Source organism: Leisingera sp. ABM4_101 (assembly GCF_056158725.1).
In genome coordinates this window covers 1,135,572-1,148,650 of the sequence record NZ_JBSWTV010000002.1, presented here as the reverse complement: position 1 = coordinate 1,148,650, position 13,079 = coordinate 1,135,572, and the positions used below count along the sequence as shown (strand labels likewise).

Genomic DNA, 13,079 nt, shown 5'->3' with positions numbered 1-13,079 from the left:
ACCCCGGTCACGGGGCGTCCTCACTCATATATGGGTTCGCGATACCCATTTTGCCAAGTATCTGCACCTCAATCCCTTCCATCAATGCGGCATCGCGGTCACGAATGTGATCATACCCCAGAAGATGCAACATTCCGTGAACGACCAAATGGCGCGTGTGGTCAGCCAGCGGCTTTCCTGCCTCTGCTGCTTCGCGGGCGCAGGTATCAAAGGCAATCGCGATATCCCCCAGCGGGATTTCACCGGTGAAATCCGGCTCAGGCGTCAGCGGAGAGCCGCCGTCCTCCTGGGGCCCCCGCTCTTCTGCAGGCCAGCTGAGGACATTGGTGGGGGCCGGTTTTTCCCGGAATTCCGCGTTCAGCCCGGCGATTTCTGCGTCATCGCAGGCCAGAAGAGAGATTTCACAGTCCTCCGGATCGAGCTGGAAATGCTCCAGAACGGCGGCAACAGCCTCTTCGGCCAGGACCTCAAGCCCGGCATCCTGCCAGCGGCGGTCTTCGATGGTGATGTCGAGCGTCATGGATCGGCTGCATACGCGGGGGCCGCCCCCCGCACCCCCGGAGTATTTTCACAAAGAAGAAGCCTGACGGGCAGAGCGCATCAGGCCGGTTTTGCGTCCGCGTCATAGGCTTCGATGATCGCCGCCACAAGGGGGTGGCGGACCACATCGCGGGCGGTGAAGTAGTTGAAGCTGATCTTGGGGATCGATTTCAGCAGCCGTTCGGCGTCAGCCAGGCCGGATTGCACCCCGCGCGGCAGGTCAACCTGGGACCGGTCGCCGGTGATCACCATGCGCGAGCCCTCGCCCAGGCGGGTCAGGAACATCTTCATCTGCATGGTGGTGGCATTCTGCGCCTCATCCAGCACCACAAAGGCATTGGAGAGCGTGCGGCCGCGCATGAAGGCCAGGGGCGCGATCTCGATGCGCTTTTCCTCAATCAGCTTGGCCAGCTGCTTGCCCGGCAGGAAATCGTTCAGCGCGTCATACAAGGGCTGCATGTAGGGGTCGACCTTGTCCTTCATGTCGCCGGGCAGGTAGCCAAGCTTTTCGCCAGCCTCAACAGCAGGGCGGGACAGGATGATGCGGTCAACATGGCCGGTGATGAACATGGAGACACCCACGGCCACCGCCAGATAGGTCTTGCCGGTGCCGGCCGGGCCGATGCCGAAAGCCAGTTCGTTCTCGAACAATGAATGCACATAGGCCTTCTGCGCCTCGGTGCGCGGCTCCACCAGTTTCTTGCGAGTCTTGATCTCCACCCGGCCGCCGTGGAACATCTTGAGCTGCCCGTCCGGTTCGGCGTCATCACTTTCCGGGCCCATCCGCAGCTCGCGGTCGATGTCGCCGCTTTCGACACTGCGGCCGGTTTCCAGGCGGTCATAAAGCGCTGTCAGCACACCTGCCGCCTGTTCGCGCGCCGAATCTTCGCCCATGACCGACAGCTGATTGCCGCGGCGGACGATCTGCACACCCAATTTTTGTTCGATGTCAGCCAGGTTGCGGTCGTATTCGCCGCACAGGTCGATCAGCAATCGGTTGTCGGGAAATTCCAGAAGCACTTCGTGGGTTGCGGACTGGTCTTGCGCGTCATTCAGGGCACTGAAGGCCAAGCTGATCTCCTCAATCTGGCGTTGCTCTTTCAGTTTGCCGCCCCGCCACCGTTTGCGCAAGCATGCGCAGCAGAAAATCACTCAAATGAAACAAAAGAGCCGCCCCGGAGGGCGGCTGCTGAGAAGGGTAATGCGCTGCAATCAGATCGGATCGCCGAAGGTCGAGCCCTTCTTGAACGGGCCGGTTGCCACATTGCGCGGCAGTTCGCTATTGCAGACGGGCTTGCCATCAGGCGTGCGGCGCAGGTCCGCATAACCTTCCAGGCCATCGTCAATAATCCAGTGCTCGCAGCCCTGGGGATCCACCCAGATGCCCGCGGTCAGATTGGACAGGTCCAATGACCTGCCATCACCGACGTGCTGGTCGGATGTTTTGTCGATTGCGGGCGTGCAGGCCGATACTGCTGCGGCAGCGGCAAGGAACACGGCGGCTTTTGCTGTTTTCATCATTCCTCTCCCCTCAGCGCAGGCAGTAAATTTCGACACGGCGGTTCTGCGCCATGTTGGCCGCGCTGGTGTTGGGCACCCGCGGGTCGCGTTCGCCATAGGCGCGCACATCGTTGATCCGGGCGCCGACTGAACGGGCCACTTGCGCCACCGCACCGGCGCGGCGTTCGGACAGGCGGATATTGTATTCATCCGAGGCCCGGCTGTCAGTGTGGCCCGCGATCACAAAGGAGCGCACGCCATCCGACTTGGCCTGCTGGAAAAACTCACCCAGGCGTTTGCGGCCGGCGGCGTTGATGTAGTGCTTGTCCGTGGCAAAAAACTGGTCGGTCGGCATGACGCCGCAAATGTTGCCCTGGCGGCAAACCGGTTTGCCGTCCGGGGTGACATGCGGGGTCATGAAGCCCTCTGCCCCGTCGTCCATCACCCAATGCTCGCAGCCATCCGGGTCAACCCAGATGGTGGGAATATAGCGTTCGCCCTTAATGGTCCGCTGCCCGGACTGCGCGCTGGCAGGCGCGGCGGCGATGCTGAACGCGGCCGCAGCAGCAGCGGCCATCGCAATCGCCTTGTTCAATTTGAGTGTCAACACAACCAGATTTCCTTCACCTAAGTTCCCCCAGGGTGTTTGCCGCATACGTGCCCACCGCTCAGGCCATAAGAGCAAAACTACCTGAAATTGATACAGCTTACCTGCTAAATTGATTATTATTCCGCGCAGACTATGCGCATTCGCGGAACACTCAAAGCGCCCAAGGGAAATTGTTGCCTGAACCGATGCAATCGGGACTCACTTGCTGTCCGCCGGAACGGGAAAAAGCCGCCCCTGCAAGGGCGGCTTGAGAGATTTGCGGCACTTTTGGGGGATCAGCCGATCAGCTCGCCCGCAAGGGAATTCGCGCCCGAGGACACGATCCTGACGCGGGCCAGATCACCAACCGCACGGCTGCAATCGGCGACGTGCACCGCGTGAAGGTAATCGGATTTGCCCACCATCTGACCTGGCAGGCGGCCCGCCTTTTCGAACAGCACGCCAACCTCGCGGCCGACCATGCTGTCCTGCACCTCGCGCTGCTGCTTGGTCAGCAGGGCCTGCAGGCGCTGCAGACGGTCGTCAGCTGCTGCCGGGTCGACCTGGGCACGTTCTGCCGCCGGGGTGCCAGGGCGGGTTGAGTATTTGAAGGAATAGGCGGTGCCGTATTTCACCTCTTCCACCAGGTCCATGGTGGCCTGGAAATCCTCCTCGGTCTCTTCCGGGAAGCCGACGATGAAATCTCCCGAAATCAGGATGTCGGGACGCGCGGCGCGGATGCGCTCGATCAGGCGGATATAGCTTTCCGCCGTATGCGAGCGGTTCATCCGCTTGAGGATCTTGTCGGAGCCCGCCTGCACCGGCAGGTGCAGATAGGGCATCAGCTTGGCACAGGTGCCATGCGCTTCGATCAGGTCGTCCTGCATGTCGTTGGGGTGCGAGGTGGTGAAGCGGATGCGCTCCAGCCCGTCGATCTTGTCCAGCTCCCAGATCAGCTGCGCCAGGGTCATGTCGCCATTGGGGCCGACCCCGTGGTAGGCGTTCACGTTCTGGCCCAACAGGGTGATTTCACGCACGCCGCGCTCCACCAGGTCCTGCGCCTCGCGCAGGATGCGGTCTGCCGGGCGAGACACCTCTGCACCGCGGGTATAGGGAACCACGCAGAAAGCGCAGAACTTGTCGCAGCCCTCCTGAACGGTCAGAAACGCGGTCGGGCCGCGTTTGGCCTTGGGGCGGTTTTTCAATTTCTCGAATTTGTCTTCTTCGGGGAAATCGGTATCGAGCACCTTCTCCCCTTCGCGCGCCTTGGCTTCCATCTCCGGCAGGCGGTGATAGCTTTGCGGGCCGACCACCAGGTCGACCAGCGGCTGGCGGCGCATGATCTCTTCGCCCTCGGCCTGGGCCACACAGCCCGCCACGCCGATCTTGAGATCCGGCTTTTCGGCCTTCAGACCCTTGAAGCGGCCCAGTTCGGAGTAGACCTTTTCAGCTGCCTTCTCCCGGATGTGGCAGGTATTCAGCAGGATCATGTCGGCGTCATCGGCCGATTTGGTCTCCACATAGCCCTCGCCGCCCAGCGCTTCGGCCATGCGTTCGCTGTCGTAGACATTCATCTGACAGCCATAGGTCTTGATAAAAAGCTTCTTGGGCGCGCTCATAAGTCTCAGCCTTCCAGCCTGATCCGGGGTCAGCGGCCTGCCTTACAGCCAAATGCCGCCGCTTGCAATGAGGCGGGAATTACCCGATTTTGACCGCAAAGGCCAGAAAGGCAAAGGCAGACAGGCATGATGTATTCTTCGCTGCAGGATTTTCTGAAAGAGGGCAAGGCACTGCTGGCCAAGGGGCCGGTTGCTCTGGTCTTTATCGAGGATGAAGCAGAAATCGCCACCACGTTGCGCCACCATTTGCAATGCGGCTTCAAGGCTGTCGTGGCGCTGATGCCGGATGCATTTGACCTGCCGCAAGACGTGCGCGCCAAGGTGCACCGGGTGCCGTTTGACTGCACCCCGGAGGGCGCTGTGACGAAGGCGGTCAATGCGGTGATCGGCGCTGCCCAGCCGGGTTGCTGGCTCTATTATTGCTACAACGCGGAATACCTGTTTTACCCGTTCTGCGAAACCCGCAGCGTCGGCGAGATGCTGGCTTTTCACACCGAGGAGCGGCGCGATGCGATGCTCAGCTATGTGATCGACCTTTATGCCGGCGATCTGGAGGCCTGTCCCGGAGCCGTGTCACTGGAGGCCGCCTATCTCGATAAGTCAGGCTATTACGCCCAGTCGCGCAGTGATCCGGCAACCGGCCATCCGCGGGAACGGCAGCTGGACTTTTTTGGCGGCGTCCGCTGGCGGTTCGAGGAGCACATTCCCGACAAGAGCCGCAAGATTGACCGGATTTCCCTGTTCAAGGCCAAGCCCGGGCTGGAACTGCAACCGGATCACACCTTTAACGATCAGGAATACAACACCTATGCCTGCCCCTGGCACCACAACCTGACTGCCGCGGTGTGTTCCTTCCGGACTGCCAAGGCGCTGAAACGCAACCCAGGGTCGACGTTCGACATCCAGACCTTCCGCTGGCACAATTCCGCGCCGTTCGAATGGCATTCACGCCAGTTGCTGGATCTGGGCCTGATGGAACCCGGACAGTGGTTCTGACCCGCTCCTGACCCTTCTTGAGCCGCGGACGTCCTGCAGCCTGCGCGATTTGTGCAAACGGTTGTGCGGTTCAGTTGCCGGGAAATATCCGGGCCCAATTGTCCAGCATTCTGCCTGCGGCCTCTGCACTTATAGCCAGCAGCATGGTGTCCTCTCCTGCGGACACCGCAAGAATGCAGTCTTGAGGCGTCACCGGCAGCAATAGGCACTCCGGCTTCTGTGGTGGCATTCTTGCGGAAACCGGGCCAGAGCCCTGCTGTGACATCGCGGACCGGACAGCCTCAAGCTGGCGCAGCTGGGCATCCGGCCCGCTGGTTTCCGGGAACTTGCTGTCCCGCCCGATATACAGCCACGCCTTAGCCTGCGCTGCTGCGAGCGGCCGGAGGCGGGCCAGCGGACCGCTGCTGCGGCTGCCCTGCAACGCGGTCTCCAGCATATCTGCAGAGCAGCTGCCGGCTTCAACCGGCGCCTTGCAGCGGCTTCGGCGGATGGAAAACTCCGGGGTTCCGGCTTCAGCCGCCAGCGTTTGCAACCGGGCTGCGAAGAGATGTGCAGCAGCCTCCGGACTGTCTGCACCTGTGCTGATGTCTGCCGGACCGCCCAGCGTCAGGCCGGAAATCCTTCGCTGCGCCGCGGTAAACTCTGCCGCGGGCTTTACCCCGAAGAACACAGCTACCCTGCGCGGCAGCATGGTTTCCCTGATCTCACGCAAAACCGCCGCGATCAGAGGCGGCTGCCCGCAGCCAGTCTGGCACAAACGCAACCGGGTTTGTTCCGGCGTTTCAGCCAGGCGGTGCAGCGCCTGCCAAAGGCGTTCCTTGCCAGGCTCCGGGCATGGTGCAGGAATTGCAGGCAGTTCAGCCATCATGCCTCCTCCGCCGCCGCGGACAGCAATTCGCAAGCCCGAGCGGTGAGCCGCCGCGCACTTTCTGCATTGTCGCAGATGCAAAGAACCGCATCACCGGAGCCATCTTCCGCACGCACAAAAACACGGGCCTCGCCCGGGGTCAGAAGCAAGATCTCTTTGCCAGGCGGGCAGACGCCGGGATTGGCAGATGCAGCATCCAGCAGAAGGAAACCGCGGCAGGCCTGCTGGCAGAGTTCATCGAGATATTCCTGGGGGTGGCTGGCCGCGCTGCTGCTGCGCAGCACAATGCTGGCCTGCAGATCACCGAAAGCTGCCAGGCGGCAGCCGGCGTCACTGAGGCGCAAGGCATCAAGCTGGCTGGACAGTGTCATGCGGCGATCACTCCCCGGCAGGCTGGACAACGGGACGGCTCCGCCCCGGCCGCCCGCTGCGTTTACCCGTTGTCACCCGGCGCGGCAGCACTTGCGGGCCTGCCTGCCCGCGAGATGCCGCCTCTTGAGGCTTGTCCTGCTCTGCGCGTATGCGCTTGCCGTCGAAATCCAAAACCTCGCCGGTCAGCGGCGTGCTCTGCCGGGATGGCGACGGCGGGTCCGCCTTTTCTTGCAGCGCGGCGGCTGTCCCGCCGGACTGCCCCCAGTTCAAAAGCATGTCGACCAGATACTCGATAAAGCTGTCCGCGCCGCTGGATTTCCAGGCTTCCCGGTCTTCGCCTGCTGACAGCGCCTGGCTGAGCGACAGCGGGAAGATAGCGGCAAAGGCTTCTCCCGCTTCCTTTTTCACACGGCGCAGGACACGTTCCTGGTCGCGGGCATTCCTGAGCTTATCGAAATGTGTGACCAAAAGAGTGCCCGGACCGCTGAGACTGGGGGAGATTTCCTCCCACACGGCGGCTTCGGATTGACGCCAGGCCTGGGTGGCATGGGTGCACCAAATCACGCTGTCCACCTCCGGCAGCAGGGACTGCCAGACGCCGGCGGGCATGTTGGGATCGGAGATGCCGGGCATATCGATAAGATCGCATAGCTCCAGAGCTTCTGCCGGGAGGGTCAGCCGGATCAAAGCGGTGGTTTCCATCGCCACATTGGCAAGATCGCTGACCGGAACCGGGGTTTCGCTGCCATCTGCGCCGGTGATGCAGGCGCCCTCCGGCCCATGCGAAATCCAGACCGGCGGCAGCCGGGTGGCGGTGACACGGGTGGGTAGCGGCTGGCGCCCCACCAGAAGATTTGTCAGCGTGCTTTTACCAGCGCTGAATTCCCCCATCAGTGCCAGACGGGGTTTGCGCTGCGGCTCCGCAGCCGGTGAGACGGGCATAAGCATGGCGGTTTCCTGGGTCATTCGGCAAAGCTCCTGAGCGTATCGAGGGCGGCATCGGCCTGGGCCTGGCCACTGCCGTCAGCGAACAGAGCCTGTATGCCGCTGCGGTTGTGGCCTGCGATTTCCATAAGAATATCGCGCTGGTCGTCGAAGAAGGCCTGCAGCCGGGCCAGAACGGCCGTGCTGGCATCTGCGGTCTGGACGAATTTGAGCTGGGCCATGAAATCTTCTGTCTCGCCTTCGATCAGGCTGCGGAAGCGGTTTGCAAACGCCTTGTAACCGCGCGTGCGGCGCCACCAGGCGGCCCACCAGCTGTCGTTGAAGTCCAACGCAATGGACTGGGCCAAGGCTACGGGGGAGGCAGGCTGCGGCACTTCGGGAACCGAAAGCTGAATGCCCTCAACCGCCTGTCCGAAACCATCGAAAAGCAGCTCCGCCACGTCCTGCACCGCGGCCTCGTAACGTTTTTGCGCGGCGGTCTGCAGACGGCTGGCCATCACCGAATAGGCAGACCGCAACAGCATACGCAGCCCCGCGGGATCGTATTCCCAGTGGCCGTCTTCACCCCATTTTTCCAGATGCTCGATCAATGCATGGGTCGCGCGGCCCGTGAATGTGTCATGCGCCCGGTCGGCGCGGTCACGGAAGGCCTCCAGAACTTGCCCGACCTCTGCTTCCAATGCATCCGTATGGCGCTGGCACAGGGTCTCGAAAGCAGCGCGGGTGTCATCGAAATTGACCTGGGCACCATCCCCAGTCCCCTGCACCAGGATCGCATTTGCAGCCTGCTGGCCAGTGGCCGCAGTGACCGCCGAGCTGGCGACACGGGTGAGCAGCGGTGCGCCCAGATCACCGGCAATGCGTTCGCTGATCACCCGGTTCAGAGCGGGGATGCCCGACAGCTCCCAAACCATGTTCTGGGCCGAGGCCTGAGCCTGGGATGCATTGACCGAAGCCTCCGCCCATTTTAGGAGTGCAGCCGAACTGGCCTGGTCCATTTGCTCAAGCCCGCCCGTTAGAACTTTGTTTGCCCAGTAGGCGCTGCCAAAGATGAGCGCCGCCTCCTGAGGCCCGTGATGGGTTTCCAGCGTCTGGCGGATGCTGGCTTCGATCTCTGGTATCTGCGCGGCGGGATCCGTCAGCTCGTCAATGCGGTTGACGAATATCACAACCTCGCGCGACTTGAGATTAGAGATCATCCGGATCAGCCCCATGTCGACCGAAGTCAGCGCCTGGCCCGCTGACAGAACCACCACGCAAAGGCGGCTGTCGCGGATCGCCTGGATGGTGATCTGCTCGCGCATCATGAAAGTGTCGTTGACGCCCGGCGTGTCGCGCAGGCACAGGCGGTGCGGCACGGTCTGGCAATTCAAATACAGGTCGGCGGCGCGGGTGATATCGGCGAAGCGGCCCTGCTCGTCCGTTCCGCCCGGCGGAGCATCGTCAAAGTCGTCACCCAGGCAAATGTAACGTTCGATCAGGTTCTTGTCGAAATAGCCGTAGTCATGTTTCTGCCCCATCAAAAGCTCGAACTTGCGGCCCAGCCGCTGCCGGGAACGTTCGCGCATCTCCTCAATTTGGGCGCGGATCTTCTGCAGCTCACTACCGGCGCCGGCGCGTCCCGCCATTTCACCGATGCGGCCGCCCTTGGTGGTCAGCCGGTCCCATTCTGCCTCAGTCATAAACTGGAAGCTTGCCTTGTTTCCGGTGCGGTTTTCACCCGGCTCCAGATGCAGCGAGGTGACAACAGAGGTCCAAGGATTGACATCGGAGGGCAAAAGGTCAGCCCAGCCCGCCATCGCATTGACCAGCGAGGTTTTGCCGGATTTCACCTGCCCCAGCAGGGTGACGCTGGGCTCAAATGCATCAAGCTCGCCCTGCAACCGGGCAAGGTTGCGCTGGACCCGCTCGCCAGAAACTTCCGAAAGAGTCCCCAGTGCAGTCTCCAGCCGCCGAACTTTCCGGGCAAAGTCAGACAGCGGCTCCATCCCGGCGCTCAAATTTGTTGGGCGCGCTGTGGCACGGATGTCGGTGGCACTCTCGATTTGGGTTTCCATATTCATGGCGGAGCCTGCTGTGTTCTGCTTTGACGTTTGTTCTGTTCTGCGCGGCGGAAAAGCTCAGGGGCCGCGGGCGATGCCGTCCGGATCAGCCGGGGGATCGCTGGTAAGCTCCTTTTTCAACTGCAGCAGGAGGGTCACCGCGTCGACTGCAGCATCTTCGCCCTGTTCCAGCTGGCACAGCATCAGCAATTCCTCTCCGTCTTCTGCGGCCTCGCGTGCGGCGGCCACTGCATCGCTGGCGGGCATGGCATCGAGCGACGTTGACAAGGCCCGGATCATCTCCATGCATTGGGCCAGCACCGGGCCTGCCTCAGGTCCGCCTGCAGCCTCGGCCTGGGCCAGCATGTCCTCGGCCCCGCTTTGCAGCTGATCAAGCGCCGCAGCCAGGCTGGCAGCAGAGGGATTGGGCGGCGCGGCGGGTGCAACCTGCGGCGGCTGCGAACCCGCTTCGGAAATACCGCAGCCAAACTGGCGGATCAGAAGTTCGGCCTGATCGACGTCCGATGCGCGGCCCAGTTCGATCTGGCGCCTCACGTCATCTGCCAGCTGTTTACCGCCGCTGGAGCGCCAAAGCTCTTCTGCCGGGGCAGCGGCAGACTGGGCTGTCAGCCCTTGGATCGCAGCCACCGGGTAAACACCCAGAAATTCCTCTGCAGCAACGGGCTCCAAAGTCTCGATCAATGCGCCTAGGGTCCCGCGCATGAATAATCGGTCGGCCATGGTGAGGACCAGAAAACTGTGATCCTTGGTGGTATCGGGAACCTCCGCCCAAAGCGACTGCTCGGTGCCGGTGAACTCTTCGGTGCACCACAGGAAGATGTCCGCTGCCGCAGACGCCTGCCGCAGCAGTTGCTGCTGGCGGGGCTGCGGGCCGGCCAGCGGCAGCTCGCGGTAACTGTGCCAGCGCAGGCGCGCGTCTGGCAGCGTCTGGCGCACCCGCAGGCACCCTTCGGGAACATCGAGCTCGGCAAGCACACCCGGCTGCGGCCGGCACGCGCCGGAAGCGGTCTCAAAGGTCACGCATTCCTGGCTGCCGTGGCAGATATCAATCAGCAGGCCGCCGCCGTTGCGCCCGAGTACCACCCGGCCCAGCAGCATGTCGATCAGGGCGGATTTACCGGTTCCGGGAGCACCGGTTACGGCAACCTGCACGGGCTGGCGCAGCCGCTGCAGCAGCTGGCTGCCCCAGCCGGAAAACTCCGGTGGCAGCTGGCCGGTGCTCAGCGTCTGCTCAAGCTGGCCTGCCAGCGGATTTATGTCTCTCTGAGGAAGGCTCAAACCGATGCATCCGTTTTGCTGCGGCGCCCGTCCGGCGTGGAACGCCAGGTCGCGGATGCCAGGAGGGTGATGACACGGCGCCCCGTGCGCGGGCGGGCCGGTGCGGGCGCCTGTTCAGTGGGCCGCGGCTGCGGTGATGCAGTTTCGCCCGCCTGGTCCGGCGCAGGAAATGCCGCCTGCGGATCGAAGGGTTTGATTACGCAGATAGCGGCGTTGTCCTGCTCAGGGGCGTTCAGCACCTGCAGCTGCTGCATCAGCGCGGCGCCGATACGGGCGCTGGAGCTGAAGCATTCCTCGGACAGAATACCGGCAATTTCCTCTTCCTCCAGGAATTGCAGCCCGTCACTGGCTGCCAGCACGATATCGCCATCCTGAAGCCGCACCGGCGTGCTGCGGCAGTCGATGCGGGGGATATCCGCGCCAGTCAGAACCGAGGTGACACAGTGGCGGTCCGGGTGGCTGGCGGCCTCGGCCGGGTCCATACGGCCCTGGGCCACCAGCCTGTCGATTTCGGCTGCCATTGAATGGTCCGCATTAAGCCGGATCAGCGCGCCGTCGCGAAACAGGTAGAGCGGTGAATCGCCCACTGAAATCCAATACAGCCGGTCGCTGAACAGCACCGGGGCCAGCAAGGTAGCCCCCATACCGTGGGCCTGGGGCTGGCGGCTGGCGTATTCGCTCAGGCAGGCATTGGCGCCATTGGCCGCCTGCTGCAGCACCGCGGTAATATCCTGTTCCAGCGCGTGCGGATCATCGGCGCGCAGCTTCAGTTCACTGAACACCTCCGTGACTACGATCTTGGCAGCAACGTCGCCTGCAGCATGGCCGCCCATGCCATCCGCCAGCACTGCAAACCCGGTGCCAGTGCCGGTCAGAAAATCGGCCGCCACCGCATCCTCCTGACGCTCGCGTCGGCCCTTGCTGATGGCCGTCGCGGTATCAAATTCGAACTCAGCGGTACACAGCATGAGAGCCATCACCGTGCTGCGGCTGATCCCAGCCGAAATCGGCGCCGCACAGCGGCACGAAGCGCAGCGTTGTTTCACCGATGCGGATCAGATCGCCCGCCGCCAAGGTTTCCGTGCTGAGCACCGGGCGGTCATTGCGGCGCACCAGGTTCGCTTTGCCGCCGTGACCGATGTAGAAGGCTTTCTGTTCCGGATCATAGGCAATGGCAGCATGGTTGTCGCGGGAGATGCTATTGTCACCGAAGTCCAGCCGCACGGTCTGGCCTTCGCCGCGGCCAATGACGGTAACGCCGCTGAACAGCGTGAATGCAGCGCCGCGGCCCGGCCCCTTAACGATGGCAAGCCAGCCCACCGGGAACTGGGTATAGCCGGGCGCGCCGGCCTCTGCACTGCGGGTGAACGGATCGCTGCCGGCTGCCTGCGCAGGGCTAAAGCCCAGCAGGCGGGTCTTGACCCGGCCGGCACGGCTGGCGCCGCGGCCCATCGAAGGGGCCGGCACGTCGATCGGCGCAGCAGGTGCTGATTGAGGGCCGGGATCAGCGCGGGAAACACAGTGCCGGGTCTCGTCCATTGGCGGCAGAGCCGCGTCTGGCTCGTCCTCGGGTTCAAATGCCATCTCAGGGTCCGCCTGGACCTGCGGTTCTGGCCGTGGCGTGTAGCTGGATGCAGAGTCCGCTGGATCTGTTAAAGCTGCGGTGGGAAGCACAACTTCTGAAGCGGATTCCAGACCGGGCCGCGCGGCTGCATTGCGTTTGAAAATCCGGTAGCTTTCTGCAGCGTCCGCGCCGCCGCTGCTGTCTTGCGCGCCGCTGAAACCTTGCTCCTCCTCATCCGCACCGGACCAGTCTTCTACCAAACCCGCAGACCCCGTTTCGGGATTACCAGCAGGCAATTCCAACGCACCGGCGGGCGGCGCATCATCTTCCGCCTGGGCTTCAAGGGAGTGCTCCTGCTCGCGGGCAAAGAAGGCAGCAATCGCGTCTTCCTCCGGCGCGGCGCTTTCTGTCCAGATGTTGCCGGTGTCCTGAATTTCAGCCTCTGCAGTGCCGCCGTCATCGCTCCGGAGATCCTCAGGTTGAGCGCTTGCTCTTGCCGCTGGGCCATGGGCGTTTGGGCCACTGCCGCCGGCAGGCTCCGGGTCCGTCTCCAGCAAAAAGCCGCGATCAAGGCTCAATGGTGCCCGGTCCGTGTCCGCCCGGCTCTCAGCCCCAGGGGGGCGGGCAGGAAAACTGTCCTGAGCCGGCGGCTCGACCGGCGCTGCAGACAGCGGGTCAATGCCATCCAGGCGGACGCGCTCCCGCTTTTCACCGATGATATCCTTGATGAATTTCATGCCCATTC

Annotated in this window: 13 protein-coding genes; 1 reads left to right on the top strand and 12 read right to left on the bottom strand. The window is 63.0% G+C overall.

Features of this window, described 5'->3' with window-relative positions; genetic code table 11:
- Positions 1-7: 7 nt before the first annotated feature.
- From ybeY to miaB, 5 genes are all read right to left on the bottom strand, one after another.
- Positions 8-520, bottom strand: coding sequence for an rRNA maturation RNase YbeY (ybeY, locus tag ACXAEK_RS06500; RefSeq protein WP_475040624.1), 513 nt, complete (start codon positions 518-520; stop codon positions 8-10).
- Between the two features lie 80 nt (positions 521-600).
- Entirely contained in the window at positions 601-1,611 is a 1,011-nt protein-coding gene (locus tag ACXAEK_RS06495) for a PhoH family protein (protein ID WP_475040623.1), read from the bottom strand.
- Positions 1,612-1,752: 141 nt separating this feature from the next.
- Entirely contained in the window at positions 1,753-2,058 is a 306-nt protein-coding gene (locus ACXAEK_RS06490) for a hypothetical protein (protein WP_475045208.1), read from the bottom strand.
- A 13-nt stretch (positions 2,059-2,071) separates the two neighbouring features.
- Entirely contained in the window at positions 2,072-2,617 is a 546-nt protein-coding gene (locus ACXAEK_RS06485) for an OmpA family protein (protein WP_475045206.1), read from the bottom strand.
- A 308-nt stretch (positions 2,618-2,925) separates the two neighbouring features.
- On the bottom strand, positions 2,926-4,248 hold the full coding sequence (miaB, locus tag ACXAEK_RS06480) for a tRNA (N6-isopentenyl adenosine(37)-C2)-methylthiotransferase MiaB (RefSeq protein ID WP_475040622.1): 1,323 nt from the start codon (positions 4,246-4,248) through the stop codon (positions 2,926-2,928).
- 126 nt (positions 4,249-4,374) lie between these two features.
- Between miaB and ACXAEK_RS06475 the strand changes: the two genes are divergently transcribed.
- Entirely contained in the window at positions 4,375-5,244 is an 870-nt protein-coding gene (locus tag ACXAEK_RS06475; RefSeq protein ID WP_475040620.1) for a glycosyltransferase family 2 protein, read from the top strand.
- 70 nt (positions 5,245-5,314) lie between these two features.
- On the opposite strand, the gene ACXAEK_RS06470 is transcribed toward ACXAEK_RS06475, so the two are convergent.
- The 7 genes from ACXAEK_RS06470 to ACXAEK_RS06440 are packed head-to-tail and all read right to left on the bottom strand — an operon-like array spanning position 5,315 to position 13,071.
- Positions 5,315-6,109: a hypothetical protein gene (locus tag ACXAEK_RS06470; RefSeq protein WP_475040618.1), complete on the bottom strand. Its 795-nt coding sequence runs from the start codon at positions 6,107-6,109 to the stop codon at positions 5,315-5,317.
- A complete protein-coding gene (locus ACXAEK_RS06465) occupies positions 6,109-6,483 on the bottom strand; it encodes a hypothetical protein (protein WP_475040616.1) in 375 nt (124 codons plus the stop codon). The genes ACXAEK_RS06470 and ACXAEK_RS06465 overlap by 1 nt, the downstream gene beginning before the upstream one ends.
- A 7-nt stretch (positions 6,484-6,490) precedes the next feature.
- Positions 6,491-7,450: a dynamin family protein gene (locus ACXAEK_RS06460; protein WP_475040614.1), complete on the bottom strand. Its 960-nt coding sequence runs from the start codon at positions 7,448-7,450 to the stop codon at positions 6,491-6,493.
- The gene (locus ACXAEK_RS06455; RefSeq protein WP_475040613.1) at positions 7,447-9,492 is read right to left on the bottom strand and encodes a dynamin family protein; all 2,046 of its coding nucleotides are present in this window, start codon (positions 9,490-9,492) and stop codon (positions 7,447-7,449) included. Before ACXAEK_RS06455 ends, ACXAEK_RS06460 begins: the two co-directional genes overlap by 4 nt.
- Positions 9,493-9,549: 57 nt before the next feature.
- Complete coding sequence (locus ACXAEK_RS06450; RefSeq protein ID WP_475040611.1) at positions 9,550-10,770, bottom strand: hypothetical protein; 1,221 nt, start codon at positions 10,768-10,770, stop codon at positions 9,550-9,552.
- Positions 10,767-11,738, bottom strand: a complete 972-nt coding sequence (locus tag ACXAEK_RS06445; RefSeq protein ID WP_475040610.1) for a PP2C family protein-serine/threonine phosphatase — start codon at positions 11,736-11,738, stop codon at positions 10,767-10,769. The genes ACXAEK_RS06450 and ACXAEK_RS06445 overlap by 4 nt, the downstream gene beginning before the upstream one ends.
- Positions 11,722-13,071, bottom strand: coding sequence for an FHA domain-containing protein (locus tag ACXAEK_RS06440; protein WP_475040608.1), 1,350 nt, complete (start codon positions 13,069-13,071; stop codon positions 11,722-11,724). Before ACXAEK_RS06440 ends, ACXAEK_RS06445 begins: the two co-directional genes overlap by 17 nt.
- Between the last annotated feature and the right edge of the window lie 8 nt (positions 13,072-13,079).

Excerpts from the sequence above, each read along its gene's own strand:
- ybeY (WP_475040624.1), bottom strand. The coding sequence starts at position 520 with ATGACGCTCGACATCACCATCGAAGACCGCCGCTGGCAGGATGCCGGG.
- ACXAEK_RS06490 (WP_475045208.1), bottom strand. The coding sequence starts at position 2,058 with ATGAAAACAGCAAAAGCCGCCGTGTTCCTTGCCGCTGCCGCAGCAGTA.
- ACXAEK_RS06485 (WP_475045206.1), bottom strand. The coding sequence starts at position 2,617 with ATGGCCGCTGCTGCTGCGGCCGCGTTCAGCATCGCCGCCGCGCCTGCC.
- miaB (WP_475040622.1), bottom strand. The coding sequence starts at position 4,248 with ATGAGCGCGCCCAAGAAGCTTTTTATCAAGACCTATGGCTGTCAGATG.
- ACXAEK_RS06475 (WP_475040620.1), top strand. The coding sequence starts at position 4,375 with ATGATGTATTCTTCGCTGCAGGATTTTCTGAAAGAGGGCAAGGCACTG.
- ACXAEK_RS06470 (WP_475040618.1), bottom strand. The coding sequence starts at position 6,109 with ATGGCTGAACTGCCTGCAATTCCTGCACCATGCCCGGAGCCTGGCAAG.
- ACXAEK_RS06465 (WP_475040616.1), bottom strand. The coding sequence starts at position 6,483 with ATGACACTGTCCAGCCAGCTTGATGCCTTGCGCCTCAGTGACGCCGGC.
- ACXAEK_RS06460 (WP_475040614.1), bottom strand. The coding sequence starts at position 7,450 with ATGACCCAGGAAACCGCCATGCTTATGCCCGTCTCACCGGCTGCGGAG.
- ACXAEK_RS06455 (WP_475040613.1), bottom strand. The coding sequence starts at position 9,492 with ATGAATATGGAAACCCAAATCGAGAGTGCCACCGACATCCGTGCCACA.
- ACXAEK_RS06445 (WP_475040610.1), bottom strand. The coding sequence starts at position 11,738 with ATGCTGTGTACCGCTGAGTTCGAATTTGATACCGCGACGGCCATCAGC.
- ACXAEK_RS06440 (WP_475040608.1), bottom strand. The coding sequence starts at position 13,071 with ATGAAATTCATCAAGGATATCATCGGTGAAAAGCGGGAGCGCGTCCGC.